The organism is Arthrobacter sp. NPDC057009, from assembly GCF_042673905.1.
Lineage (GTDB): Bacteria > Actinomycetota > Actinomycetes > Actinomycetales > Micrococcaceae > Arthrobacter.
In genome coordinates this window covers 67,250-91,878 of record NZ_JBHUSB010000009.1, presented here as the reverse complement: position 1 = coordinate 91,878, position 24,629 = coordinate 67,250, and the positions used below count along the sequence as shown (strand labels likewise).

Below are 24,629 nucleotides of genomic sequence, written 5' to 3'. Positions count from 1 at the left end.
CCTCCGCATAACCTCCCCAGCCCGAACCGATCACAACAATCCCAGTTAGGAACCGACCATGGCTGTTGGCGTCTTTGACCTGTTTTCCATTGGAATTGGCCCCTCGAGTTCGCACACGGTTGGCCCGATGCGAGCTGCCGCCGTTTTCGCGGAGGAGCTGAAGGCTGCCGGGACGCTGGCGGACGTGGCGTCGCTGCGGGTGGATCTCTACGGTTCGCTCGCGGCGACGGGGCACGGGCATGGCACCATGACGGCGGTGCTGCTCGGCCTGGAGGGCTTTCACCCGGAGCTGATCCTGCCGGATGAGGTGGAGGAGCGGCTGGCCTCGATCGCGGAGACCGGCATCCTGAACCTGGCGGGGTCGGTTCCGCTGCCGTACGGGGTGGAGGACATGGTGCTGCGGCCGCTGACGGTGCTGCCGCGGCACACGAACGGGATGACGTTCACGGTGTTTGATGCCGACGGCGGTGAGCTGCAGAAGGCGACGTTCTTCTCGGTCGGTGGCGGGTTCATTGTCCGCGAGGGCGAGGAGGACGCTGCACAGCAAGAGCTGGAGGAGTCGAAGCAGGAGCTGCCGCTGCCGTTCCGGACGGCCGCGGAGCTGCTGGAGCACTGCCGTGCCCAGGGCCTGTCGATCGCGGACATCATGCTGGTCAACGAGTGCGCGTCCCGGTCCGAGGAGCAGGTCCGGGAGGGCCTGCTGCATATCTGGTCGGTGATGGAGGGCTGCGTGGCGGCGAGTCTGAAGCGGGAGGGGCTGCTGCCCGGCGGACTGAAGGTCCGCCGTCGTGCCCCTGACTGGCACGAACGCCTGCTGAAGGAAGACAAGGACCGCGACCCCAAATACTGGCAGGAGTGGGTGAACCTGATTGCCCTCGCCGTCAACGAGGAGAACGCCTCCGGCGGCCGCGTAGTCACCGCCCCGACAAACGGCGCCGCCGGGATCATCCCGGCCGTGCTGTACTACGCGCTGCACTTCGCGCCGGGCATGGAGAACGCGACACAGGAGGACCGCGACGACGTGGTGGTCCGTTTCCTGCTCGCCGCCGGCGCCGTCGGGGTGCTCTATAAGGAACAGGCGTCCATCTCCGGCGCCGAGGTGGGCTGCCAGGGCGAGGTCGGATCGGCGTCGTCGATGGCCGCCGCCGGGCTCGCCGAGGTCATGGGCGGGTCCCCGGCCCAGGTGGAAAACGCGGCCGAAATCGCGATGGAGCACAACCTGGGCCTGACGTGTGATCCGATCGGCGGGCTGGTCCAGGTACCGTGCATTGAACGGAACGCGATCGCGGCGGCGAAAGCGATCAATGCGGCGAAGATGGCGCTGTGGGGTGACGGTTCGCACCGGGTCTCCCTGGACGAGGTCATCGTGACCATGCGCGAGACCGGCAAGGACATGAGCTCCAAATACAAGGAAACCGCGATGGGCGGACTCGCCGTCAACGTCGTGGCCTGCTGATTCAGTACTCCTGCTGACAAGTACTTACGGAAAGAGAACAATGACACTGGCACCAGAAGGCCGGAAAATGCTGCGGATCGAGCAGCGCAACGCGGCCACCCCGGTGGAACGCAAACCGGACTGGATCAAGGCCAAGGTCCAGATGGGCCCGGAATTCGTCGGCCTGAAGAACCTGGTCAAGAAGGAAGGCCTGCACACCGTCTGCGAAGAGGCCGGCTGCCCCAATATCTTTGAATGCTGGGAAGACAAGGAAGCCACCTTCCTCATCGGCGGCTCCGAATGCACCCGCCGCTGCGACTTCTGCCAGATCGACACCGGCAAACCCTCCCCCGTGGACCGGTTCGAACCCACCAAGGTCGCCCGCTCCGTGCAGTCCATGCAGCTCCGGTACGCCACCGTCACCGGCGTCGCCCGCGACGACCTCGAGGACGAAGGCGTCTGGCTCTACGCCGAAACTGTCCGCAAGATCCACGAACTCAACCCCGGCACCGGCGTCGAACTGCTCATCCCGGACTTCTCCGGCAACCCCGGCCACATCGCCGCGATCTGCGACTCTGCCCCGGAGGTGTTCGCGCACAACGTCGAAACCGTGCCCCGGATCTTCAAGCGCATCCGCCCCGCGTTCCGCTACGAACGCTCCCTGGACGTCATCACCCAGGGCCGGAACCTGGGCATGGTCACCAAATCCAACCTCATCCTGGGCATGGGCGAAACCCGCGAGGAGATCTCCGAGGCCCTGCGTGACCTGCACCAGGCCGGCTGCGACCTGATCACCATCACCCAATACCTGCGCCCGAGTGAGCGGCACCTGCCCGTGGACCGCTGGGTCAAACCCCAGGAATTCGTGGACCTGCAGCACGAAGCCGAAGAGATCGGCTTCCTCGGCGTCATGTCCGGCCCCCTGGTCCGCTCCTCCTACCGCGCCGGCCGGCTCTGGGCAACCGCCATGCGCAAAAAAGGCCGCGACATCCCCGCCGAACTCGCCCACATCGCCGAGGGCATCCAGGACTCCGGAACCACCCGCCAGGAAGCCAGCACCCTGCTCAAAAGGCCGGCCTGAAACCGCGGGTATAGCGTTATTGCATGACCGAAACCTACAGATACGACGTTGAGGTCCTGCACCTGCTCGTGTCGCCTGGCCATGCGTACTTCGGCCGCGCGCGGGACGGGGCGGCCGAAGTCCCGACGGCGGACGCCGAACGGGTGGAGATCGTCGCCGGCAAGGGAATTGTCGGGGACAGGTTTTTCGGGAAGGCGGCGCACATGGACGCCGCGGTCACGCTGTTCGCCGTTGAGGCCCTCGAGGCCATGGCTGCCGAACTCGACGCCGGTCCCTTTGACCCGTTGCTGACCCGGCGCAACGTGATCCTCAGGGGCGCACACCTGGCCCCGCTGCTGGGAGAGGACTTCGCGCTGGAGTCCCGGGGCAGTGTGGTGCGGTTCAAGGGCGGGCGCCCCGCCCATCCTTGCGCCTGGATGGACAGGATGCTGGCGCCCGGCGCGCACGCCGCGATGCGCGGGCGCGGGGGCATGCGCTGCCGGGCTCTTTCCGACGGCGTGCTGCACCGCGGGCCTGCGGTGCTGGTCAGCCCGGTGCCGCTCGAGTCCGCGCAGGCGGGAACGCCGAACGTGCTGCGGCCGGGCCGGCTGCCGTAGCACGGCAACAGCCCGAGTGCGGGGCCGGGTTACAGCCCCGGCGCCTGCCCCAGCTCAGCCCGGAGCTGCGAGAGCCGGGCGTAGGCGCTGTCCCGGTAAGCCACGAGGTCCTCCCGGCTGGCCGGATCGATGTCCAGGAACCCGTGGCCGGTTTTCAGCCCCAGGTTGCCTTCCTCCACGGTGGACGTCAGCGCCGCGGGCGGGGCAAACCGCTCGCCGTAGGCCTTCTCCAGGGTCCGGTACGAGGACTCGTACACGTCCAGGCCGGCCATGTCCCCGATTGCGAAGGGGCCGAAGAGGGCGAGCCGGAACCCGAAGGTGCTGCTGACCACCGCATCGATCTGGGAGGGGGCGGCCACGCCCTCTTCAACGATCCGGGCCGCTTCCTTGTACAGCGCGAACTGCAGCCGGTTGGCAACGAATCCTGGTGTGTCGGCCACCCGGGCCGGAGTCTTGCCAAGGGACCGGATGAGCTCTTCGGCAAGGTCCATCACGCCGGGCGCGGTCTGCGGTCCGGGGATCAGCTCCACCCCGGGAATGAAGGGGGCAGGGTTCATCCAGTGCACGCCGAGGAAGCGTTCGGGATTGCTGACCGCCGCTGCCAGTTCCCCGATCGGAATGGCGGACGTGTTGGATGCGATGACCGCCCCGGCGGGCGCTGCCGTAGAGATGCGGCCCAGGATGTCCGCCTTGATCACCGGGTCCTCCGGGACGGCCTCGGCGATGTAGTCCGCCGTCGAGACAGCCTCCTCGATGCTGGCGGCAGCGACGAGGTTGCCCGCGATGGTTTCGGCTGCGCCGGCAGGCAGCAGCCCCCGGGCTTCGAACTCCCGGGCCTGGTCCACGAGCCGGACGCGGGAGCGTTCGGCGATCCCCCCGTCGACATCTCCCAGCGCCACCTTGTGGCCGTGCAGGGCCAGGACCTGGGCGATGCCGCCGCCCATGTAGCCGGCACCGACCACGGCCGTGGCCGCGATGGTCTGCGTAATTTGCATGTTGCTGCTCCTATTCAAGACGCCATGGATGGGTCAGCGGATGGTGTAGCCGCCGTCGACGGTCAGCGTGTGTCCGGTGATGAGCGACGCCGCGTCGCTGAGCAGGAACGCCACCCCGCCGGCGATGTCCTCGGGTTCCCCGAAGCGGCCCGCCGGGATCCGGGACAGCAGTTCGCTGGCCCAGTCCGGCCGGCTGAGCGTGGACGCCGTCAGTTCCGTCCGGACGAAGGTCGGGGCGACGGCGTTGACCCGGATTCCGGCGGCGGCCCACTCCAGGGCCAGGATCTTGGTCAGGTGGATAATCCCCGCCTTGCTGGTGCCGTAGGCCGCGCGCTCTTCGATCCCGACGATCCCCGCCTGGGAGGCGATGTTGACGATGGCGCCGTGGGTGCCGGCGTCCACCCAGCGCCGTGCCAAAGCCGTGGTCAGGAAAAAGGTGCCCTTGAGGTTGGTGTCAAAGACCGTGTCCCAGTCCTCCTCCGTGAGCTCCAGGGCGGGCTTGGGCACGTTGACGCCGGCGTTGTTGACCAGCAGGTCAATGCCGCCGCTGGCCTGCTGGAGTGATTCGACGAAGCCCTCGACGTTCCTGGTGTCGGTGACGTCCACGGCCAGCGGCGCGGTTCCGTACCGCTCGCTGATCTGCTTGGCGGTTTCGGCGTCGCGGCTGGTTCCGTAGACGGTGGCGCCGCAGCCGGCAAGGCCGTCAGCGATGGCCTTGCCGAGCCCGCGGCCCGCCCCCGTGACCAGGGCCTTCTTGCCGTCCAGTCGGAAATTCGGCGCTTTCGGCACTGCGTCCTCTTTAGACACTGGGGTCCTCTTTAGCTGTCGAAGGTGTGGTCCGACCAGGGCAGGGACGTGCCGCGGTACTTCGCCGCGCGGACGTCGCCGGACCGGGCGTGGCCCTCAAACCGCTCCACCCTGGATGCTCGGCCGCAGAGTTCGCCGAAGAAGGCGCTGGACTCGGTGTTGGTCACTTCCTGGTAGGTGACGGTGCGCAGGTACTTCCCCACCCAGAGGCCGCCGGTGTAGCGGGCCGCACCGCGCGTGGGCAGCACGTGGTTGGTGCCGATCACCTTGTCGCCGTAGGAGACGCAGGTCCCCTCGCCGAGGAACAGGGCGCCGTAGTCGTGCATCTTCTCCAGGGCCTCGCGGGGGTTCTGCGTCAGGATCTGGACGTGCTCGTAGGCGTACTCATCGGCCAGGGCGTAGGCGTCATCGAGGGTGGCCACCACGTGGACGGCGCCCCAGTCACGCCAGGCCGCGGCGGCGTAGTCGCGGGTGGGCATGTCAACCAGGATCGTGTCGATGTGCTCCATGACCTTGCGTCCCAGCTCCTCGCTGGTGGTGATCAGGACGGCCGGGGAGTCAGGGCCGTGCTCGGCCTGGGAAAGAAGGTCGACGGCGACAATGAACGGGTCGGCGTGCTCGTCCGCCACGATCAGGACCTCCGTGGGGCCGGCAAAGAGGTCGATGCCGACCTCGCCGAAGAGCTGGCGCTTGGCTTCGGCGACGAAGGCGTTGCCCGGGCCGGCCAGCATGTTCACCGGCTTGATGGTCTCGGTGCCGATGGCCAGCGCGGCCACGGCCTGGATGCCGCCCAGCAGGTAGATCTCGTCGGCGCCGGCCAGGTACATGGCGGCCACGGTGGCGTCCGGGACCTCCCCCTGGATCAGCGGGGTGCAGGCGGCGACGCGCTCGACGCCGGCCACCTTGGCGGTGACGATGGTCATGTGGGCGCTGGCCAGGAGCGGGTACTTGCCGCCCGGGATGTAGGCGCCGGCTGCCTGGATCGGAACGTTCTTCTGGCCGAGGAAAACGCCGGGGAGGGTCTCGATCTCGAAGTCGGAGAGCGACTCGAGCTGCTTCTGCGCCATCACGCGGACCTGCTGCTGGACGAACTTGATGTCCTCGATGACCTGCTCCGGAACCCGGGCCATGATCTCGTCGAGCTGCTCCTGGCTGAGCAGGAAGGATTCAGGTGCGTGCTTGTCGAACTTGGCCGAGTATTCGCGGACGGCCTCGTCCCCGCGCTCACGGATGTCCGCAATGACGGCTTCCACGGTGGCGCGCACCTCGGGAGTGCTGCCCCGGGACACGCTGTTGCGCTCGGGCTCCTTCAGCAGGGTGGAGTCCACGGCGGTGCTAAGTGCTGTTGTAACGGTCATCAGGATTGCCTTTCCATCTTCGTCGATGGGCGACCTATGAAGCGCCCGGGCCGGCCCCTGCAGGACCGGATGATGATCGAGTGTATACGTATACATTTTCCGGCACAAGGTCTTGTTTCTGCTTTTTGCATACGTATACACTGCTAGTCACGAGCCAGCCGGTGTGGCTGGGCTCACTGTCCGGACGAAGACAAAGGAGTCTCTACATGAGCGCCCCCGTGACAACGGCAGCAACGCCGGCCATCGATCCGAAGATGCGCCGCAAAGCACTGGTCTCCTCAGTGCTTGGCAGCTGCATCGAGTGGTACGACTTTTACGTCTATGGCGTTGCCGCCGCAATCATTCTCAACAGCCAGTTCTTCCCGCAGGTGAGCCCGTTCGCCGGCATCCTGCTGTCCTTCAGCACCTACGCGATCGGTTTTGCCGCCCGCCCCGTCGGCGGCCTGATTTTCGCCCACTTCGGCGACCGCCTGGGCCGCAAGAAAATGCTCATGGCCACCCTCGGCCTGATGGGCGCTGGCACCTTCCTGATCGGCTGCCTGCCCAATTACTCCCAGATCGGCATTGCCGCACCGATCCTGCTGGTCCTGCTGCGGATCATCCAGGGCATCGGCGTCGGCGGTGAATGGGGCGGCGCCGCCCTCATGGCCACCGAATACGCCCCCGCCAAGCGCCGCGGCTTCTTCGGCTCCTGGCCGCAGATCGGCGTTCCGGCCGGCACCCTGCTGGCCAACGGCGCATTCTTCATCATGGGCGGCCTCATCTCCCCCGAGGCCTTCATGGCCTGGGGCTGGCGCATCCCGTTCCTGGTGTCCATCCTGCTGGTGGTGCTGTCCTTCTACATCCGCCGCAACGTGGACGAGTCCCCTGCTTTCGAGGAGATCAAGCGCAAGGGCGAAATCGAGAAGATGCCGGTGGTCAAGGTCATCAAGACCCGCCCGCTGACCATCCTGAAGGTCATCATGATGCGGTTCGCGGAGAACGCGAACTACTACATCTACACCACCTTCCTGCTGGCCTACGGCCCGGCGATCCTGCTGGAAAAGAACAGCATCCTGCTGGCAACCATGATCATGGCCGGCCTCGGCATCTTCTCGATCCCGTTCTGGGGCTGGGTTTCGGACCGCTGGGGCCGCCGCTACACGGTGATCGCCGGTGCGGTGACCATGCTCCTGATGGCCTTCCCGTTCTTCTGGGGCGTCCAGACCGGTGACTTCCTCATGGTCCTGCTGGTCCTCATCCTGACCTGCAACGTCGGACGCGACCTCTGCTACTCCGTGGAACCGGCCTACTTCACCGAGCTGTTCGAGCCCAAGCTGCGCTACTCGGGCGCCTCTGTCGGCCCGCAGGTGGCCGCGGTCTTCGCCGGCGGCTTCGCACCGCTGATCGCCACCGCCCTGATCGGCCCGGAGTTTGACCGGTTCTGGCTCGTGGCGCTGTACATGATCGCGACGTCGGTCATCACCATTGTGGGTGCGCTCTGGTCCCCCGAGACGGCACCCCGGGTCCGGCTGCGCCGCGGCCTGAGCGCCGAGCACGACCCCACAACCGGCCGGTAAGCAGACCCCGGCCGCCAGCCGCCACCGCCGGTGCCCCGCAAGAGGACGGGGCGCCCGGCGGTGCCGGCTTTGGATTGGCTAGTCTGAAACAGCACACTAGAAAACTGCCCCAACAAATAAGGAGAACGCCCGATGGTCACCAGCCGCGACGTCGCCGAACTGGCGGGCGTTTCACAGGCCACCGTATCCCGGGTCATGTCCTCCCCCGCCAAGCTGTCCCCTGCAACGCGCGCCCGTGTCCAAGCGGCCATGGAAACGCTGGGCTATGTGCCGCACGCCGGCGCGCAGGCCATGAAAACGAGGCGGACCAACACCATCGGCGTTGTGGTCGCGGACCTGACCAACCCGTTTTACCCGGAGGTCCTCGACGAACTTAGCCGGGAGCTGGACACCGCAGGTTTCCGCGTTGTCATCTGGAATGCCGGGGGCGGCAGCCACCACGATGCCCTGAAGGCCATCCGGGAACACGCCGTCGACGGCGTAATCTTCACGACGGCGACCGAAGATTCGGTCGAACTGCAGGCAGCCATTGAGAAGAAGAGCCCGATCGTGCTCATCAACCGCGTGGTCGAGGGCCTGGACTGCGACCAGGTCACCAGCAGCAACACCGAAGGGGGCGCCGCCGTCGCCGACTACCTCCTGGACAACGGCAGGACCCGGGTGGCCTTCATCGGGGGCGCCGAAAACGCGAGCACGTCACGTGAGCGCGCCCGCGGTTTCCTGGACAGGATGGCGGAGCGGGGCCATGGCGTGCCGGAGCACTTCCGCTTCCATGGCGGGTTCTCGCACGACGTCAGCGCGCAGACCATGAACCGGCTGCTTGCCCGCGCGGACCGGCCCCAAGCCGTCTTCTGCGCCAACGACCTGATGGCCTTTGGCGCGCTCGACGCCCTGCGGGCCAACCGGATCACGGCGGAGGGCTGCTGGGTCATCGGCTACGACGACGTCGACATGGCGGCGTGGGATTCGTTCAGCCTGACCACCGTGCGCCAGCCCAGCCGCGAAATGGCCCGCGCGGGTGCAAAGATGCTGCTCGAGCGCATCCATGTACCCGGCGAGCCGCCGCGCAGGGTGAATTTTCCCTGCGACCTGATCGTCCGGGGCAGCACCGGGCTCGCTGCAAAGTAGCCGAACGCAGTGTCCGCGTAAGCCGGACTGGCCGCCGCTACCGCTTGGCGTTCTCCAGGGCGGCCAGGTGCTCGGGCCGGACAGCGCTTGCGCGCTCCTGGTAGTCCGGGTGCTTCCGCAGCCAGAGCTTGACGTACGGGCAGACGGGCACGACGGCAATGCCGGCATCCAGGGTGTCGTCCAGCGCGTCCTGAACCAGACGCGCCGCAAGGCCCTGTCCGGCGTAGTCCTCGCTGACGGTCGTATGGTAGAAAATGCGCTCCGGTCCCTGCGCTCCGTCGTAGGGCAGGTAGTGCGCTTTGCCGATGACGGTGTCCCCGTCGAGAAGCTCGTAGCGGCGGCGCTCCGGGGCGTTCCGGACGGTCAGGGTTGTTTGCTGTTCCAAGGGTCCTCCTGGGTTGATCGTCTGTCAGCCGCGGGGCCGGAGCCGGGCGTTCGGCAGAGCCGGGGCGGGCAGTGGCGCGGGTTGGCCCTCGGGAAAAGGCCCAAAGCGCGGGAAGGGCGCGCCGTCCGGGTATGTGTTGCCAGCGGGAGCGCCGGCAGGTTCGGCGCCGATCTCTGCCTGCCAGGCCGCACGGTAGGCCACCACTTCCTCGTGCGTGCGGCCCACAAAATTCCACCACATCACGATCTGTTCACCGAGCGGCTCTCCGCCAAGGATCAGCATGCGGGCCGGCGCCTGTCCGGCCTCCAGCGAAATCCTGCTCCGGCCTGGCTGCAGATAGTGCAGGTGGTCCGCCGCCATGGCCGTCCCGTCGATGGAGGCTTCACCCGCATCGAGCAGGATTCCGTGTTCAAAGGACGGGTCCAGGTCCAGTTCGAGCCGCCCTCCGGCACGCAGGACCGCTTCGGCACCCAGCAGCGGCGGAGTGTAGGTGGTCACGGGCGAGGAGGACCCGGCGAGTGAGCCGAGGAAAACACGCAACGCGCTGCCGTCTCCCCGCACAGGTTCCGGGGCGTAGTGTTCGAAGGTCGGGGCCATGTTCCTGGTTTCCTCGGGCAGGGCGTACCAAAGCTGGGCGCCGTGGAGGATGCGGGTGTCCGGGGTGGAGAACTCCTGGTGGGAGATCCCCCGTCCGGCAATCATGAGGTTGACTTCCCCGGGGCGGACGGTCGCCGCGTACCCCGCCGAGTCGCGGTGTGCCACGGTGCCGCTGAACAGCCAGCTCACCGTCGCCAGGCCCGTGTGCGGATGGCGGGGGACTTTCATGCCGCCCGACTCCGGGACGGGGTCCGGGCCGTAGTGGTCCAGGAAGCACCAGGCACCGATGAGGCTGCGTTGCTTCTGGGGCAGCGTCCGGCGGACGGGCATGGCCCGCGGTCCGCCCAAGGGAACGCTCCGGGGAGCCAGGAATTCGATCGCTCCCGCATGGCCGCCCTCCGTGCAGACGATCTCCTCCGGGAAGGTTTCCAGGTTGCTCATGCCGCTCATCCTTTCAACAATGCGGCTTTCGGAGCAACGGACCTTCGCGGTTAAGGACATCGGCTGCTCCACAACTGCCGTTTTCAGCCCGGAAAAGGGCAGTTGCGGAGCACTCGATGGAGGGAATTAGCTCTTGGGCAGGCCCGCCGGGTTCAGCTCCGACTTGGCCACGGCCTCCGATGACAGGCCCCAGCGGTCCAGGATCTTGCCGTAAGTGCCGTCCTCAATCAGGTGGTTCAGCCCGGCCTGGGCAGCAGCGGCAAAGCCGTTGCCCTTCCTGGTGGTGGCGGCGATGCTCGCCTTCAGCGGCCAGCCGCCGTCCACCAGGCCCACCAGCTTGGTCTTCTGGTCGGTCGCGGCCTTGTAGGCGGCCGTGGCGTTCGGCCCGAAGGTCAGGTCCGCGCGGCCGGACTGCAGTGCTAGGTTCGAGGCGGAGTCGTCGTCGTAGTACTGGAACTCAACCGGCTTCAGCCCCTTGGCCTTGTTCTCCTCGTCCCAGCGCAGCAGGATGGACTCCTGGTTGGTGCCCGAGCCAACGATGATGCGCTTTCCGGCGACGTCGGGCGCCGACTCGATTTTGGTAATGCCGCTGGAGCTCTTGGCGTAGAAACCCAGCTTGTCGTCGCGGTAGCTGGCGAAGTCGAATTTGAGCTTCCGTTCTTCCGTCACGGTGACATTGGAGAGAACAGCCTCGTACTTGCCCGATTCGACGCCGAGGGGCCAGTCGGCCCAGGCGGTCGGAACGATCTCGGCTTCCAGTCCCAGCGTCTGGGCCAGTGCGACGGCGATGTCCACTTCGTTGCCCACCGGCGTTTTGTTGTCGGTGGCGTATACCGCCAGCGGCGGGGCGAACGGGCTGACGGCCACGGTCAGCTTCCCGTCCTTCTTGATGGCTTCCGGAACCAGCGCCGCCGCCTTCTCGTCCACGCCGGCGGGGAACCGGTCCTGCTCGGGCGTCAGGTTAAAGGTCTTGGCTGCAGGTTCGCCTGACGATGTAGTGGTGTTTGTGGCGGCTGTCGCGTTCGCGGACGCGGCGGCCCGGGGATCGGAGCAGGCAGATAGTGCCAGCAGTGTGGTGGCGGCGAGGGCCAGGCCTACCCCCGGCTTGAGTGCGCCCGTGCGGGATTTGAGAGACTGACGGACCATGGTTGCCCCCTGGAAGTATCGGCTGGAAGTAGTGGATGCGAAGGTTGTGGCAGCAACTATCCGGCAGCAAAAAAGCGGCGGTCAAAGCGCCGGAAACCGGAAGATACACGGCGTAACCGCGATTAACACTGCGTTCGGAGGCGTCATTCAGCCTGCCGTTCATCCCGGAAACGGGCCTAGCATCGAGTATGAGCGATCAATTCACCACCGAACGTGACAGCTACGGCCGGCTCCTTGCGGACCGCGAAGTCTGGCGGCAGGCGGCCACCCTCCCCGCAGCCGGTGAGCTCACCGCGCGGTGGCTCGAAGGGACCAGCGAATACCAGCCCGGAACCCTCGCCCCGCGCTTTGACGACGAGACCCTGCCCATTGCCGGCCAGTTGGCTGAGCTCAACCGCAACGGACTGTTCACGAAGGAATCCCAGCCGGGCCTCGGCCCCGACGCCGGCCATGCCCAGCGCGAGTACGTCACCGGCTTCTGCTCCGCGGCGTCGGCCGCCCGCCTGCTGCGGCTGTCGGCGGAAACGGAACTCATCGCCATTGCCCATGCCCCCGGCGAGGTCAGCCAGGCCTCGGTTCCGGTCACACTGCACGATGGCGAAGTGGTCACGGTTTTGGGAAGCAGCGAAATTCCCGTCGAATCCGAGCAGATCCAGGACTGGGCGGGCGAAACGAATGAAGCCCTGGCCCTCCTGCTGGCAGACTCCTGGTACGTCGAACTCCTCGATCCGGTGTGGGGCCGGCAACAGCACCTGCTGCCTGCCGTGCTGGAAACGCTGAAGTCCGTACCGGACGGCTTTTAGCCCGCGATCTTTGACGTTCCGCGACTCCCTGTGAAGCAGTAAGACCCGGGTGATGACTGATTGCGACGCCGGGTGAACGCCTGCGTCGGCGGCCATTGTGGCCCCCGGAGAGGCCTCCGTAGTCTCAGTCCAACGCTCAGCGCCATCCCCCTCCGCTCCATCATCCAAAGGAAAAACACCATGTCTTCTGCAGACCAGAACCCGGGCTCCACCCGGATCTCCGCGGGCCAGCCCAGCAGCCGCAAACGCCCCAGCGGGCTCAAGATCGGCATCGCCGCCGGCATCCTGGCCGTCCTGGGAGCAGGTGCCGCCGTCGCCACCACGGCCGCCAACAGCTCTGCTCCGAACACTGCCACTGCAGCCGCAGCCACCAGCCCCGCCGCCGAGCTGAAGCTCGGCTACTTCGGGAACATCACCCACGCCACCGCTCTGGTCGGAGTCCAGAAGGGCTTCATCGAGAAGGAACTGGGCGAGACCAAGCTGAGCACGCAGGTGTTCAATGCCGGCCCGGCCGCGATCGAGGCCCTGAACGCCGGCGCGATCGACGCCACGTACATTGGCCCTAACCCGGCCATCAACTCCTTCGTCAAGAGCAAGGGCGAATCCGTCAGCATCATCGCCGGCGCCGCCTCCGGCGGGGCGCAGCTGGTGGTCAGGCCGGAGATCAAGACGGCGGCGGACCTGAAAGGCAAGACCCTGGCCTCCCCGCAGCTGGGCGGCACCCAGGACGTGGCGCTGCGCGCCTGGCTGGGCAAGCAGGGCTACAAGACCAACCCCGACGGCGGCGGCGACGTTGCCATCAACCCCACCGAAAACGCCCAGACCCTGAAGCTGTTCCAAAACGGCAAGCTCGACGGCGCGTGGCTGCCCGAGCCTTGGGCCTCCCGCCTGGTGCTCCAGGCCGGGGCGAAGGTCCTGGTGGACGAGAAGGACCTGTGGGACGGGTCGCTGACCGGCAAGCCGGGCGAGTTCCCCACCACGATCCTGATCGTGAACAGGAAGTTCGCCGCGGAGCACCCGCAGACCGTGGAGGCCCTCCTCAAGGGCCACGTGGAAGCGGTGAAGTGGCTCAACGACACCCCGTCCGCTGAGAAGGCCACGGAAGTGAACGCCGCCCTGAAGGAAGTGGCCGGCAAGGCACTGTCACAGGACGTCATCGACCGTTCGCTCGAAAACATCGTGTTCTCGGTGGACCCGCTGGCCGGTGCCTTCAAGAAGCTGCTGCAGGACGGCGTCGATGCGGGCACCACCAAGCAGGCCGACATCAATGGCATCTTCGACCTTTCCACACTGAATGCCGTCACCGGCGAAAAGACCTCTGCTGCCGGACTTGGCAAGGAGTAAAGTGGGCAAGGAGTAATCGGTAAGACACGCACAAGAGGATCCGGCGGGAACGTTTCCCGCCGGATCCTCTTGTCTTGCTACTGTGCTGCCGCCGAATAGGTCGGAATTGAATACTCTGCCGAGTACTCAGGTATGGAGACCGGGTCGTCCTCGCTTTTCAAAAAGTAGTGAAAGACCCTTCCGCCCGGACTCTCCTGGCTTCCGACATATTCGGCCGCCGCCCACCCGCCGCTGGCCACGGCTCCGGCCCAGGCGTGGGCCTCCTCCCAGTGGACCGCCGAGGCGATCTGGCCGGGCTGCATGCTCATGGACACGGCTACCCGCACCGAAGGTTGTCCGCTGGAGGAACGGGGGCTGGTGAAGCCGATAATGTCCACCGATACTCCAGGGGAAGCCAGGCACGGCCGGCGGGCCATGGTGGTGGCCGCCGCATCCAGGCCTCCGGCCCCGATGTCCTGCCGCGCCAGCGCCTGCATTTGGCCGCTGAAGGCGTTGAGTTCCGCGCTGCACTGCGTCCGGATTCTGTGAACCAAAGCTGTGATCATGTCCCCCTCGATTCAGGGAGGGCGTGACGCCGCCCCGTCGTGATTATGGACTTACACAACCACCCGGTAACTTGCTTCACAATGGCCGGCGACACCCGCCGTCGTGCAAGGCAACAGTGCTTCATCTTCCGCATTTGGGCGTAACAAAGCGCATGTCCCGCCGAAGAAACGCCTGCTCAGACGTGCATGCGCGCGACGAAGCGGAACCGATCCCCCCTGAAGACCGACTCGGTCCACTCCACGGGCCGTCCCTCAGGCGTGAAGCCGAGCCGGTGCACCAGCAGCATGGGGGCGCCCATCTCGACGTCGAGGAGCTGCACCTCGGCCGGGCCGGCCAGCTTGGTCTCCACGGTGTCCTCCACCTCGGCGATCCGGATGCCGTAGTCCTCACGCAGGGCCGTGTACAAGGAGCCGCGCTCCGCGACGGTCCGTTCGAGGTCCGGCAGCGGGCCGGCAAGGAAAGCGATCTCATGCGCGAGCGGCTCGCCGTCCACCAGCCTGATCCGTTCCACCCGGTGGATATCCGCCCCCGGTTCCACCGCCAGGCGCCGTGCCGTGGCCGGGTCCGCCGGAAGCACGCTCACGTCCACGATCCTCGCCGCAGCCGTGAGCCCCTGGCTCGCGGCATCGTCCGAAAAGGACGTCAGCTGGCGGACGTGCGTCACCTTCGGCGGCGCCACATACGTCCCTCGCCCCTGCGTCCGGTCCAGGCGGCCCTCGGCCACCAGCTCGCCGATGGCCTGCCGCACGGTGGTGCGGGACGTCCCGTACTGCTCGGCGAGCGCACGCTCGGTGGGGATCAAAGTTCCGGGCGCCGCGTCCTCGATGAGGGCGAGGATCTGCTCCTTGAGTACGTAGTACTTGGGGAGGGCAGCCGCGGCAGAGGTATCCATGAATCCGATGGTATCTATTGACACGAAAATTGGTCTAGGCCAAAATAATGGAAATTGGTTTACACCAATTCCGCGGACCCCATCCCCCACACTTCCAAGGACCCAAAGATGTCGTTCCTGCAAGACCTGCGCCAGACGCCCCGCCTCGGCCTTTTGGTCGGCGGCACCGCCGCCACCATCGGCATAATCTACGGCTACGATCTGTCCAATATCGCCGGCGCCCTGCTGTTCATCACCAAGGAGTTCCAGCTCTCCACCAGCCAACAGGAGCTGGTGACCACCGCCGTCGTCGTCGGTGAAGTCCTAGGCGCCATGCTCGGCGGCTGGCTCGCCAACAAGGTGGGCCGCAAGGCCTGCATGGTGGGCGTGGCCGCAGCCTACGCAGCCTTCGCGGTGCTCAGCGCCGCCGCCGCCGACGTTCCCATGCTGCTCGTGGCCCGGCTCCTCCTGGGCCTGACCATCGGCATTTCCGTGGTGGTGGTACCCGTCTTCGTGGCCGAGTCTGCGCCGCCCAAGGTGCGAGGCGCCCTGCTCGTGGCGTACCAGGTGGCCACCGTCATCGGCATCATCATCGGCTATCTGGCCGCCTACGTCCTGTCCGCCAGCGAGAACTGGCGGCTGATGCTGGGCCTTGCCGCGGTTCCGGCCATCGCGGTCCTCGCCGTCACCCTCCGCCTCCCGGACACCGCCCGCTGGTACATGATGCGCGGCCGCACCGAAGAGGCCCGCCGCACCCTCAGCTCGATCGAGCCGAATGCCGACGTCGACGCCGAACTCGCAGACATGCGCCGCGCCATCAGCGAAGAGCGCGGCGGGGGCCTCCGCGAGATGCTCCGCTCCCCCTACCTGAAGGCCACCGTGTTCGTCGTCGGGCTTGGCTTCTTCATCCAGATCACCGGCATCAACGCCGTGGTCTACTACAGCCCCCGGATCTTCGAGGCCATGGGCTTCACCGGCAACGCCGCCCTCCTGCTGCTGCCCGCACTCGTCCAGGCGGCCTCCCTGGTGGCCGTGTTCGTATCGCTGTCCCTGGTTGACCGGGTGGGCCGGCGCCCCATCCTGCTCGGCGGCATCGGCATGATGATCGTGGCCAACGCCATCCTGGTGGGCGTCTTCATGGCCGGACGCGACTTCGGCGGAGTCCTGACCGTAGTGGGCTTCCTCGGGGTCCTGCTGTTTACCGTCGGCTTCACCTTCGGGTTCGGCGCCCTCGTGTGGGTCTACGCCGGCGAGTCCTTCCCTGCCCGGCTGCGTTCCCTGGGCGCCAGCGCCATGCTGACCTCGGACCTTGTGGCCAACGTGATCGTCGCGGCCTTCTTCCTGACCATGCTGCAGCGGCTCGGCGGTGCCGGCACCTTCGCGGTGTTCGGGGCGCTGGCCATCGCCGGCTTCGTCTTCGTCCACCGCCTGGCCCCCGAGACCAAGGGCCGGAACCTCGAGGAAATCCGCCACTACTGGGAAAACGGCGCCCGCTGGCCGGAAGCCACCGGCAGCAGCTCCGGCAGCAGCACCCCGGCGGCCAAGTGATGCGGCACGACCGTCTCCTTGGCCTGGATATCGGCGGCTCCAAAACCCACGCCATTTTGGCGGACGCTGGAACGGACGACGGCGGGACATCAGTTTCCCGCTACCTCGCCGAATGCTCGGTGGGCAGCGCCAACATCGCCTCCGTCGGGGAACGCGAGGCCGCCGCGGCACTGGATGACCTGGCAGCCCGGCTTGGCATCGCCGATCCTGCCGGGCACGGCATCCACACTGTGTTTGCCGGCGCAGCGGGAGCGGACACGCCGGCGGCCCGCGAACGGCTCACCGGCCTGCTCTCCCGCCGGTTCCCCGGAGCCCGGATCCACGTGGACCACGACACCCGCATCATCCTCGCGGCCGGCGGCCTCACGGCAGGCACCGTCCTCATCTCCGGCACCGGCTCCGCCGCCTGGGCGAAGGCCCCTGACGGCAGGGAAGCACGGGCCGGCGGCTGGGGTTACCTGCTGGGCGACGAAGGCAGCGGCTATGCCGTCACCCGCAGCGCGGTCCGCAACGCGCTCGGGGAACCCGACCACGGCCTCCCCGCCGGACCCCTGACCGCCCGGCTGCTGGCGGAAACCGGAGCTGCGGAGCCCGCAGACCTGCTGGACCTGTTCTACCGCAGGCCGGAACGCCGGTACTGGGCCGGGCTGGCCGGAACCGTGTTCGCGCTGGCCGCCTCGGACGCTGCGAGCGCAGCCATCGCCGAGGACGCCGCACGGCACCTCGCCGGACTGGCCCTGACGGTGAACCGCAGGCTTGGCACCCTTGCGGATGGGGCCCCGGTCCTGCTGGCCGGCGGCATGCTGGTGAACCAGCCGGCACTGGCCGCCAAGGTGCGTGAACTGCTGGCAGTCAGCGGCCTCACCGACGTCCGCGTGCTGGACCGCGCCCCGGCCTGGGGCGCCGTGGAGCTGGCCTGCCATCTCGCCGTAACACCACTGCAGCCACCGGTACAGGCCCGCGCCTGATCCCTATCCCTGCCCCATCACCCCATGCCCCTCTGATCCCCCAAGGAGACCCATGACCGCCCCGCACACCGCCATTGACACCATCACCGCCACACCCCCGCACATCACCCCCGTCCCCGGCGCCCTGATGGCCGCCGAAATCCTGGAACAGCCGGACGCGCTGGCCCGGCTGCTTGAGCACGGCCGTCCCGACATCGCCCGCCTGGCCGGGGTCCTTCGGGAAGCGGATATCCGGTACGTCCTCCTGGCCGCCCGCGGCACCAGCGACCACGCCGCCCTGTACGCGAAGTACCTCATCGAAACGGTGCTGGGGCTGCCCGCCGGGCTGGCGTCGCCGTCGAGCCTTACCGTGTACGGCGCTAAGCCGAAGATGGACGGGGTACTGTGGCTGGCGGTGAGCCAGTCCGGCGGTTCCCCGGACCTGGTGGACTCCACCGCCGCAGCCGCCCGCGCCGGTGCCCTCACCGTGGCCGTCACGAACGCGCCCTCCTCGCCGCTGGCGACCGCCGCCCGGCACCACCTGGACATTCTGGCCGGGCCGGAACGCGCCGTGGCCGCCACCAAGAGCTACACGTCCCAGCTGCTGGCGCTGTGGCTGCTCCTCGACGCGTGGGCCGGGGGGAACGGCGCGGAAGCGGCGGACCTGCCGCGTCTCGCCGCCGATGTCCTGGCCCGGCCCGAGATACTGGAGGTGGCAGGCCGCTACCGCTTCGTGAACCACATCATCACCACCGGGCGCGGCTTCTCCTACCCCACCGCACGGGAGGCGGCACTGAAACTGATGGAAACGTCCTACCTGGCGGCGCACGCCTTCTCCGGCGCGGACTTGCTGCACGGGCCGTTCGCAATGATCGACGCCGACCGGCCCGTCATCGCCGTCGCCTCGCCGGGCGCCGGCGGCCGGGCCCTGCACCCGGTGCTGGACCGCCTGGCCGAACGCGGCGCCGACGTCTGCCTGGTGGGCGACGCCGGCGCGGCCCGGCCCGGAAACCACGTGGTGCCGCTGCCGGCTGTCCACGAGCAGCTCTCGCCGGTCCTGGAGATCATGCCCCTGCAGCGGCTGGCACATGCGATGGCGGCGGCGCGCCACCGGGACCCTGACGCTCCCCGCGGCCTGCACAAGATCACGGAAACCTGGTGAGTCCGACGCTGATTTCTGCTTCCCGGGTCATCCTGCCGGACACCGTGCTGGAGCCCGGCTGGGTGGAAACCGACGGCGTCCGGATCACCGCCGTCGGCCCCGGGCTGCCCGCCCGCGAACCTGACGCGGACTTTCCGGACGCCACCCTCGCGCCCGGCTTTGTGGACGCCCACATCCACGGCGGCGGCGGTTTCAGCTTCAACGACGCTGATCCCGCTGCCGCAGCGGTCCGGATCGCCGCGGTGCACCGCTCGCACGGCACCACCACGCTGATGGCAAGCCTGGTCACCGCGCATCTGCCGGAGCTTGAGAAGGCGGTAGCCGCGCTGGCGTCCCTCGTGGAGCAGGGCGTCCTGGCCGGGATCCATCTGGAGGGGCCGTGGCTCAGTCCCGACCACCGGGGCGCCCACGCGGAGGAGCTTCTGCTCGCACCGGAACCGGCCGCCGTCGACCGGCTGATGCTGGCCGGGCGGGGCACCGTCCGGATGGTGACCATCGCGCCTGAACTGGAAGGCGGTCTGGCCGCCGTCCGGCAGGTCACCGGCTACGGCGCTGTCGCGGCCATCGGCCACACGGGTGCCGGCTACGACCTGGCCCGGCAGGCAATCGCGGCGGGAGCCACCGCCGGAACGCACGTGTTCAACGCGATGCGGCCGCTGCACCACCGCGAGCCCGGTCCGGCCCTGGCGCTGCTGGAGGACCCCGCCGTGTTTGCCGAGGTGATCGCCGACGGCGTCCACCTCCACCCGTCGCTGGTCCGCTTCATCGCCGCCAGCCCGGCGCGGGCGGTCTTTGTCACCGACGCCATGGCGGCGGCCTGCGCCCGGGAGGGCAGGTACCAGCTGGGCGGGCTGGACGTGAAGGTATCCGGCGGCGAGGCCCGCCTGGTCAGCGACGGCACCATCGCCGGCAGCGTCCTCACGCTGGATGCGGCGGTGCGGCACGCCGTCCGGGAGGCAGGCATTCCGCTGGCCGACGCGGTCCGCGCCGCAAGCCAGAACCCCGCGGACATGCTGGGGCTGTCCGACGTCGGCCGGCTGGAAACCGGACGGAAGGCGGACCTGGTGGTGCTCACCGGCGGCCTTGAAGTGGCCGCCGTCATGAAGTCAGGCGAATGGCTCGCGAGGTGAACCCCTCGGCCAGGAACTGCTCTCAGTCGCTGTCGTCCGGGCTCTGGCTCAGCACCTGGAAGTCCGGACTGATATTCACTTCGACTTCGGACCCGTCGCTCTTGCGGATCTCCACTTCGTAGGAGGAGCCGGGATCATCGCCCCGCTCCACTTCGGTCACCTGTCCGGAACCGACCTTCGCCAACGCGGCGTCGACTGCCTTGTCGCGGTCGGTCTGGCTCAGCGGCTGCTGAGTGCCGCCGTTGCCTGTTGTGTCGTCGTCGAACGGGTTGATGGACGACGCCGCTGCCACCGAGGCGCCTCCCAGGGCCGCCGCAGCGACGGCCGCGCCGATAATCCATGCTGTTCTCTTGCGCACGGCAGACTCCTTTCACATCGTTTTTCCAGTGTCCCCCCGCGGCGAAAGCGGGACAAGGTGCCCGGGAGTAGCCTTAGGGGCAGGAGGCAACATGACGGTCAGGAGCGCGGGCCTTCTGCTGTACCGGCGGAACGGCAATTCGGAATTGGAAGTGTGGATCGCCCACATGGGCGGGCCCTTCTGGGAGCGCAAGGATGAGCGTGCCTGGTCGATTCCCAAGGGCGAATATCTCGAAGAAGAGGACCCGCTGGCCGCCGCCCAGCGTGAGTTCGCCGAGGAAATGGGGGTTCCGGCACCCGCTGCCGACTACGTGCCGCTCGGAACCTTCCGGCAGCCCTCGGGCAAGCTCATCACGGCATTCGCGGCCGAGTCCGCCTTCAAGCCGGAGAAGATCCTGAGCAACACCTTTCCCCTGGAGTGGCCGAAAGGGTCCGGAAGCGTCCAGCATTTCCCCGAGATCGACCGTGCCGAGTGGATCAGTGAATCCGAGGCCCGGATCAAGCTGGTGAAGGGCCAGCTGCAGATCCTCGACGCGCTGCTCGAGCACCTCGCGGAATGATGCCCCGCGCCTTATAGACTCCTGAAGTGCCGTCACTGGGAATGGCCGAGGAAGGAAAAGTACAAGCATGACCGTAGTTGTCACCGCCATATTCACACCCAAGGAAGGCGCCTTCGACGACGTCGTGGCTGCTCTGTTGCCAGCCATCGCGGAGGTGCACGAGGAGCCCGGCTGCATCCTGTACGCCATCCACGAGGCCCCGAACGGCCATATCGTCATGATCGAAAAGTGGGAAAGCACCGAGCTCCTCGACGCCCACGGCGCCGGCGACGCCGTCAAGCGGCTGAATGCCTCACTGGAGGGACTCCTGAAGGAGCCGGTGGAAGTGACCCGGCTGACCGCGATCCCGGCGGGCACCAGCGCGCAGGGCGCGCTCTAGCTTGTAGCACAACGACGACGGCGCCCCTCGCCTTTGTGGGCGGGGGCGCCGTTTGCGCGGCTCAGGCTGGAGGCGCCGTCGACCCCCTGGTCACCAGCTCCGGGTCCACCAGCTTCGTCCGGACCGCAGCGTCCGGATCCTCCATCCGCTCCAGCAGGGCCCTCGCGGCCCCCACCCCCACTTCGGTGTTGCGGCCGTCGATGGTGGTCAGGCGGAGCAGATTCGCCGAGGCGAGGGGCGAATTGTCGTAGCCGATCAGGGACAGATCCTCCGGGATGCGCCGGCCACGGTCCCGCGCAGCGGCGGCAACCCCCATCGCCATCACATCGTTGGCAGCAAAAATCGCGGTGAGTGCCGGGTTTTGGTCCAGTAGCTTCAGCCCGCCCTCGTAGCCGTCGGGCTCCATCGTCTGGCCGTGGCCCTGTACCGTGTACGGCCGCAGCCCGCGTTCGCGCATTTCGGCGTCAAATCCCTGGGCCCGCAGCCGGGCAGCACCGCCCCCGCCGGTCACATGCCCGATGTCCGTGTGCCCCAGGCCGATCAGATGCGCGGCTGCCAGACGGCCGCCGGCCTCATCGTCATTGGCAACAATGTCCGCCCCCGGAACCACGACGTCGCGGTTGCCCGCCACCACGGCAGGAACATCGACGGCGGCGAACATCTCTTCGGTGGGTTCGGTCGCAATCACAATCCCGTCCACCCGCAGTGACATCAGGCCGTCCACCGGCGTCCGGTCCAGATGGGCGTTGAAGGACGGGTCGGCCACTGCCACCCGGAAACCGAGCGGCGCGAGCTCGTCGTGCAGCCCGCCCAGCAGGCCAACGAACCATGGGTTCCGGTAGTCATCCAGAACGACGCCGATGGTCCGGGACCGGTTGCCGGCCAGGGTCGCTGCTGCCCGGCTGGGGCGGTAGTTCAGCTGTTTGATCGCCTCCTCGACGGCCGTCCGGCGGGCGGCGGAAACTCCAGGGGCGCCGCGCAGGACCAACGAGACCAGGGATTTGGATACCCCGGCCGCGGAGGCAACGTCATAGATGTTCGGGCGTTTGCCGGTCTCCTGGGTCACCCTGCCATTGTCGCCCATGCGCTGCGTTTTGAAGTATTGACAGGACAAAGTCCCGCCTCTATCGTGTTTATGGAGCGCTCCATTCTTGCCCTAAATCACACCGGCAGGGTCCCGCAGAGCCCGTTTCAAAGGAGAAAAGCAATGCCCAAAGACATCGGCGTCGCCGTCATCGGGGCGGGCATGGCCGGCAAGGCCCACGCCGCCGCCTACCGCACCGCAACCGCCCTGTACAACCCCGTCCTTCCGCCGGTCCGACTGGTCTCCATCGGCGACGTCAACCCGGAATTCGGCTTCCTCGCCGCCCGTCGCTTCGGCTACGAGCGCAACGACACGTCATGGCAGGCCATCGCCGAGGCTGACGACATCGATGTGGTCAGCGTCGTCATCGCCAACTCGCTGCACCGGGAAGTGGTGGAAGGCCTCCTCGCCGCCGGCAAGCACGTTCTGTGCGAGAAGCCGCTGAGCGACACCCTCGAGGACGCCCGTGCCATGGCCGACGCCGCCCGGAGCGCCTCCTCGATCGCGCGCATCGGATTCACCTTCCGCCGCACCCCCGGCATCGCCTACATCCGCGACCTCATCCGAAACGGGACCCTGGGCAGGGTGCTGCACTTCAGCGGCCGCTACTGGACGGATTACGGCTTCAGCCCGGAGGCCCCCATGAGCTGGCGCTACAAGGGCGGCCCCGGATCGGGCGCGCTGGCCGACGTCGGAAGCCACCTCGCCTACGTCTCCGAGTTCCTGTGCGGTGACATCAAGTCCGTCAGCGGCGGCCGCCTCAGCACGGCCATCGACAAGCGGCCCCTGCCGCTGGGCGCCGTCATCGGACACGACCACGCCGCCGTCAGCGACACCTTTGAGGCCGTGGAGAACGACGACTACGCAGCCTTCTCCGCCGAATTCGAAAACGGCACAGGTAGCCTCGAGGTCTCCCGCGTCGCCGCCGGACACGCCAACGGCCTCAACTTCGAGGTCTTCTGCGAGAACGGCGCCGCCAAGTTCGACCAGCGCCGTCCCGGCGAGATCCAGCTGTTCCTCAATGACGGCTCCGGCCACGAGAGCGGCTACCGCCAGGTCAGCCTGGGCCCCGGCCACCCCTACATCGCCGGCGGCCTTGCCATGGACGCCCCCGAGGTCGGCTTCGGCCAGAACGACGCCTTCGCCTACCAGTCGCGCGCGTTCCTCGAGGAGGTCGCCGGGCTCAGCGAAGAGGAATCCCTGCCGCGCTGCGCCACCTTCGACGAGGGCGTCCGCAACATGGAACTGCTCGCCGCGGTCACCGAATCGGCCCTGAACAACGGAAAGAAGATCTCGCTATGAAGCTCGGCGTCTACAACGCGATCCTGCACGACCGCCCGCTCTCCGAAGCGCTGAAGGTTGTCGCCGGCCTGGGCCTGACCGGCATCGAAATCAACTCCGGCGGGTTCCTGCCCGCGGTGCACGTCCCCACCTTCGACCAGATCCTGGAAAGCGACGCCGCCCGGGACGACTACCTGGCCATCTTCGAGGGCACCGGCGTCTCCATCGCCGGGCTGAACTGCAACGGCAACCCGCTGCACCCAAACCCTCTCATCGGCGACAAGCACGCCGAGGACGTCCGCCGTTCCATCCGCCTCGCCCACCGCCTCGGCCAAAACCGGGTGGTCACCATGTCCGGGCTGCCCGGCGGGGAACCCGGCGCCACCGTGCCGAACTGGATCGTCAACGCCTGGAACTCCGCGGCCCTGGACGTCCTGGACTACCAGTGGGGCGTCGCCGCGAAGTTCTGGAAGGAAACCGACCGGCTCGCCGCCGACCACGGCGTCAAGGTCGCCCTGGAACTGCACCCGCAGAACCTCGTCTTCAACCCCGCCGACGTGTACAAGCTCGTCGAACTGACCGGCGCCACCCACGTCGGCGTTGAGCTGGACGCGTCCCACCTGTTCTGGCAGCAGATGGACCCGGTCGCCGTCGTCCGCGAACTCGGACCCCTGGTCTTCCACGCCGCCGCCAAGGACGTGCGCGTCAACAAGGACACCGCCGCAATCTACGGCGTCCTCGACAACCGCTTCCGCCGGCTCTCCCCCGAGGAGAACCGCACCAACCTCGGCGGCGACGAATGGGCCAACGAATGGCCCAAGCCCGCCGCGTGGGACTTCGTCGCCCTCGGCAAAGGCCACGACACCGCCTACTGGACCGAGTTCCTGCGGGCCCTCCACGAGGTGGACCCCGACATGCTCGTCAACATCGAGCACGAGGACGTCGAACTCGGCCGCATCGAAGGCCTCGAAGTAGCCGCCAAAGTCCTCAAGGACGCAGACGCAGCCCTGGCCGCCTCACTCGTCAGCCCCTAGCCCGGGAACAGACACCGAAGCAGGAAGCCTGCCAGCCGCGAGCTGGCAGGCTTCC

25 protein-coding genes are annotated in these 24,629 nt (G+C 67.7%); 15 read left to right on the top strand and 10 right to left on the bottom strand.

Features of this window, described 5'->3' with window-relative positions; all coding sequences use genetic code 11:
- The first annotated feature begins 58 nt into the window (after window positions 1-58).
- The 3 genes from ACFTR6_RS11550 to ACFTR6_RS11540 are packed head-to-tail and all read left to right on the top strand — an operon-like array spanning window position 59 to window position 3,112.
- Window positions 59-1,456, top strand: coding sequence for an L-serine ammonia-lyase (locus tag ACFTR6_RS11550; RefSeq protein ID WP_076799261.1), 1,398 nt, complete (start codon window positions 59-61; stop codon window positions 1,454-1,456).
- A gap of 40 nt (window positions 1,457-1,496) precedes the next feature.
- Entirely contained in the window at window positions 1,497-2,516 is a 1,020-nt protein-coding gene (gene lipA, locus ACFTR6_RS11545) for a lipoyl synthase (RefSeq protein WP_377958026.1), read from the top strand.
- Between the two features lie 23 nt (window positions 2,517-2,539).
- Complete coding sequence (locus tag ACFTR6_RS11540) at window positions 2,540-3,112, top strand: MOSC domain-containing protein (protein ID WP_377958025.1); 573 nt, start codon at window positions 2,540-2,542, stop codon at window positions 3,110-3,112.
- A gap of 29 nt (window positions 3,113-3,141) precedes the next feature.
- On the opposite strand, the gene ACFTR6_RS11535 is transcribed toward ACFTR6_RS11540, so the two are convergent.
- The 3 genes from ACFTR6_RS11535 to hisD are packed head-to-tail and all read right to left on the bottom strand — an operon-like array spanning window position 3,142 to window position 6,272.
- Window positions 3,142-4,107 carry a 3-hydroxyacyl-CoA dehydrogenase family protein gene (locus ACFTR6_RS11535; RefSeq protein WP_087873214.1) on the bottom strand — a complete coding sequence of 322 codons (966 nt, stop codon included), beginning with the start codon at window positions 4,105-4,107 and terminating at the stop codon, window positions 3,142-3,144.
- 33 nt (window positions 4,108-4,140) lie between these two features.
- Entirely contained in the window at window positions 4,141-4,914 is a 774-nt protein-coding gene (locus ACFTR6_RS11530; RefSeq protein WP_377958024.1) for an SDR family NAD(P)-dependent oxidoreductase, read from the bottom strand.
- Window positions 4,915-4,925: 11 nt separating this feature from the next.
- Window positions 4,926-6,272 carry a histidinol dehydrogenase gene (gene hisD, locus ACFTR6_RS11525; RefSeq protein ID WP_377958023.1) on the bottom strand — a complete coding sequence of 449 codons (1,347 nt, stop codon included), beginning with the start codon at window positions 6,270-6,272 and terminating at the stop codon, window positions 4,926-4,928.
- A 206-nt stretch (window positions 6,273-6,478) separates the two neighbouring features.
- Between hisD and ACFTR6_RS11520 the strand changes: the two genes are divergently transcribed.
- Complete coding sequence (locus ACFTR6_RS11520) at window positions 6,479-7,831, top strand: MFS transporter (protein WP_377958022.1); 1,353 nt, start codon at window positions 6,479-6,481, stop codon at window positions 7,829-7,831.
- A 132-nt stretch (window positions 7,832-7,963) separates the two neighbouring features.
- Complete coding sequence (locus tag ACFTR6_RS11515) at window positions 7,964-8,959, top strand: LacI family DNA-binding transcriptional regulator (protein WP_377958021.1); 996 nt, start codon at window positions 7,964-7,966, stop codon at window positions 8,957-8,959.
- A 37-nt stretch (window positions 8,960-8,996) separates the two neighbouring features.
- On the opposite strand, the gene ACFTR6_RS11510 is transcribed toward ACFTR6_RS11515, so the two are convergent.
- The 3 genes from ACFTR6_RS11510 to ACFTR6_RS11500 all read right to left on the bottom strand — a co-directional run bounded on the left by ACFTR6_RS11510 (window position 8,997) and on the right by ACFTR6_RS11500 (window position 11,528).
- The gene (locus tag ACFTR6_RS11510; RefSeq protein WP_377958020.1) at window positions 8,997-9,344 is read right to left on the bottom strand and encodes a GNAT family N-acetyltransferase; all 348 of its coding nucleotides are present in this window, start codon (window positions 9,342-9,344) and stop codon (window positions 8,997-8,999) included.
- A 24-nt stretch (window positions 9,345-9,368) separates the two neighbouring features.
- Entirely contained in the window at window positions 9,369-10,382 is a 1,014-nt protein-coding gene (locus tag ACFTR6_RS11505; RefSeq protein ID WP_377958019.1) for a pirin family protein, read from the bottom strand.
- Window positions 10,383-10,508: 126 nt separating this feature from the next.
- Window positions 10,509-11,528, bottom strand: a complete 1,020-nt coding sequence (locus ACFTR6_RS11500; RefSeq protein ID WP_377958018.1) for an ABC transporter substrate-binding protein — start codon at window positions 11,526-11,528, stop codon at window positions 10,509-10,511.
- A 188-nt stretch (window positions 11,529-11,716) separates the two neighbouring features.
- Here ACFTR6_RS11500 and ACFTR6_RS11495 point away from each other — a divergent pair, with 188 nt between their 5' ends.
- Together ACFTR6_RS11495 and ACFTR6_RS11490 are read left to right on the top strand one after the other, a co-directional pair.
- Entirely contained in the window at window positions 11,717-12,331 is a 615-nt protein-coding gene (locus ACFTR6_RS11495; RefSeq protein WP_377958017.1) for a DUF6919 domain-containing protein, read from the top strand.
- A 180-nt stretch (window positions 12,332-12,511) separates the two neighbouring features.
- On the top strand, window positions 12,512-13,675 hold the full coding sequence (locus ACFTR6_RS11490) for an ABC transporter substrate-binding protein (protein ID WP_377958016.1): 1,164 nt from the start codon (window positions 12,512-12,514) through the stop codon (window positions 13,673-13,675).
- Between the two features lie 77 nt (window positions 13,676-13,752).
- On the opposite strand, the gene ACFTR6_RS11485 is transcribed toward ACFTR6_RS11490, so the two are convergent.
- Together ACFTR6_RS11485 and ACFTR6_RS11480 are read right to left on the bottom strand one after the other, a co-directional pair.
- Complete coding sequence (locus ACFTR6_RS11485) at window positions 13,753-14,220, bottom strand: hypothetical protein (RefSeq protein WP_377958015.1); 468 nt, start codon at window positions 14,218-14,220, stop codon at window positions 13,753-13,755.
- A 176-nt stretch (window positions 14,221-14,396) separates the two neighbouring features.
- A complete protein-coding gene (locus ACFTR6_RS11480; protein ID WP_377958014.1) occupies window positions 14,397-15,113 on the bottom strand; it encodes a GntR family transcriptional regulator in 717 nt (238 codons plus the stop codon).
- 108 nt (window positions 15,114-15,221) lie between these two features.
- Here ACFTR6_RS11480 and ACFTR6_RS11475 point away from each other — a divergent pair, with 108 nt between their 5' ends.
- The 4 genes from ACFTR6_RS11475 to nagA are packed head-to-tail and all read left to right on the top strand — an operon-like array spanning window position 15,222 to window position 19,879.
- Window positions 15,222-16,640 (top strand): sugar porter family MFS transporter, encoded by a 1,419-nt coding sequence (locus ACFTR6_RS11475; RefSeq protein ID WP_377958013.1) that lies wholly within the window; start codon window positions 15,222-15,224, stop codon window positions 16,638-16,640.
- Window positions 16,640-17,608 carry an N-acetylglucosamine kinase gene (locus tag ACFTR6_RS11470; protein WP_377958012.1) on the top strand — a complete coding sequence of 323 codons (969 nt, stop codon included), beginning with the start codon at window positions 16,640-16,642 and terminating at the stop codon, window positions 17,606-17,608. The genes ACFTR6_RS11475 and ACFTR6_RS11470 overlap by 1 nt, the downstream gene beginning before the upstream one ends.
- Window positions 17,609-17,660: 52 nt before the next feature.
- Window positions 17,661-18,749 carry an SIS domain-containing protein gene (locus ACFTR6_RS11465; protein ID WP_377958011.1) on the top strand — a complete coding sequence of 363 codons (1,089 nt, stop codon included), beginning with the start codon at window positions 17,661-17,663 and terminating at the stop codon, window positions 18,747-18,749.
- Window positions 18,746-19,879, top strand: a complete 1,134-nt coding sequence (gene nagA / locus ACFTR6_RS11460; protein ID WP_377958010.1) for an N-acetylglucosamine-6-phosphate deacetylase — start codon at window positions 18,746-18,748, stop codon at window positions 19,877-19,879. Before ACFTR6_RS11465 ends, nagA begins: the two co-directional genes overlap by 4 nt.
- A 22-nt stretch (window positions 19,880-19,901) precedes the next feature.
- Here the strand turns inward: nagA and ACFTR6_RS11455 are convergent, their stop codons facing one another.
- Complete coding sequence (locus tag ACFTR6_RS11455) at window positions 19,902-20,237, bottom strand: PepSY domain-containing protein (RefSeq protein ID WP_087873200.1); 336 nt, start codon at window positions 20,235-20,237, stop codon at window positions 19,902-19,904.
- Between the two features lie 91 nt (window positions 20,238-20,328).
- On the opposite strand from ACFTR6_RS11455, the gene ACFTR6_RS11450 reads away from it, so the two are divergent.
- Together ACFTR6_RS11450 and ACFTR6_RS11445 are read left to right on the top strand one after the other, a co-directional pair.
- Window positions 20,329-20,796, top strand: coding sequence for an NUDIX domain-containing protein (locus ACFTR6_RS11450; RefSeq protein WP_377958009.1), 468 nt, complete (start codon window positions 20,329-20,331; stop codon window positions 20,794-20,796).
- Window positions 20,797-20,863: 67 nt separating this feature from the next.
- Window positions 20,864-21,175: a putative quinol monooxygenase gene (locus tag ACFTR6_RS11445; RefSeq protein WP_377958008.1), complete on the top strand. Its 312-nt coding sequence runs from the start codon at window positions 20,864-20,866 to the stop codon at window positions 21,173-21,175.
- A 61-nt stretch (window positions 21,176-21,236) separates the two neighbouring features.
- On the opposite strand, the gene ACFTR6_RS11440 is transcribed toward ACFTR6_RS11445, so the two are convergent.
- Entirely contained in the window at window positions 21,237-22,241 is a 1,005-nt protein-coding gene (locus ACFTR6_RS11440) for a LacI family DNA-binding transcriptional regulator (protein ID WP_377958007.1), read from the bottom strand.
- A gap of 141 nt (window positions 22,242-22,382) precedes the next feature.
- On the opposite strand from ACFTR6_RS11440, the gene ACFTR6_RS11435 reads away from it, so the two are divergent.
- The gene (locus tag ACFTR6_RS11435; RefSeq protein WP_377958006.1) at window positions 22,383-23,561 is read left to right on the top strand and encodes a Gfo/Idh/MocA family protein; all 1,179 of its coding nucleotides are present in this window, start codon (window positions 22,383-22,385) and stop codon (window positions 23,559-23,561) included.
- Window positions 23,558-24,574 carry a sugar phosphate isomerase/epimerase family protein gene (locus ACFTR6_RS11430; RefSeq protein ID WP_377958005.1) on the top strand — a complete coding sequence of 339 codons (1,017 nt, stop codon included), beginning with the start codon at window positions 23,558-23,560 and terminating at the stop codon, window positions 24,572-24,574. The genes ACFTR6_RS11435 and ACFTR6_RS11430 overlap by 4 nt, the downstream gene beginning before the upstream one ends.
- Window positions 24,575-24,629: the final 55 nt, after the last annotated feature.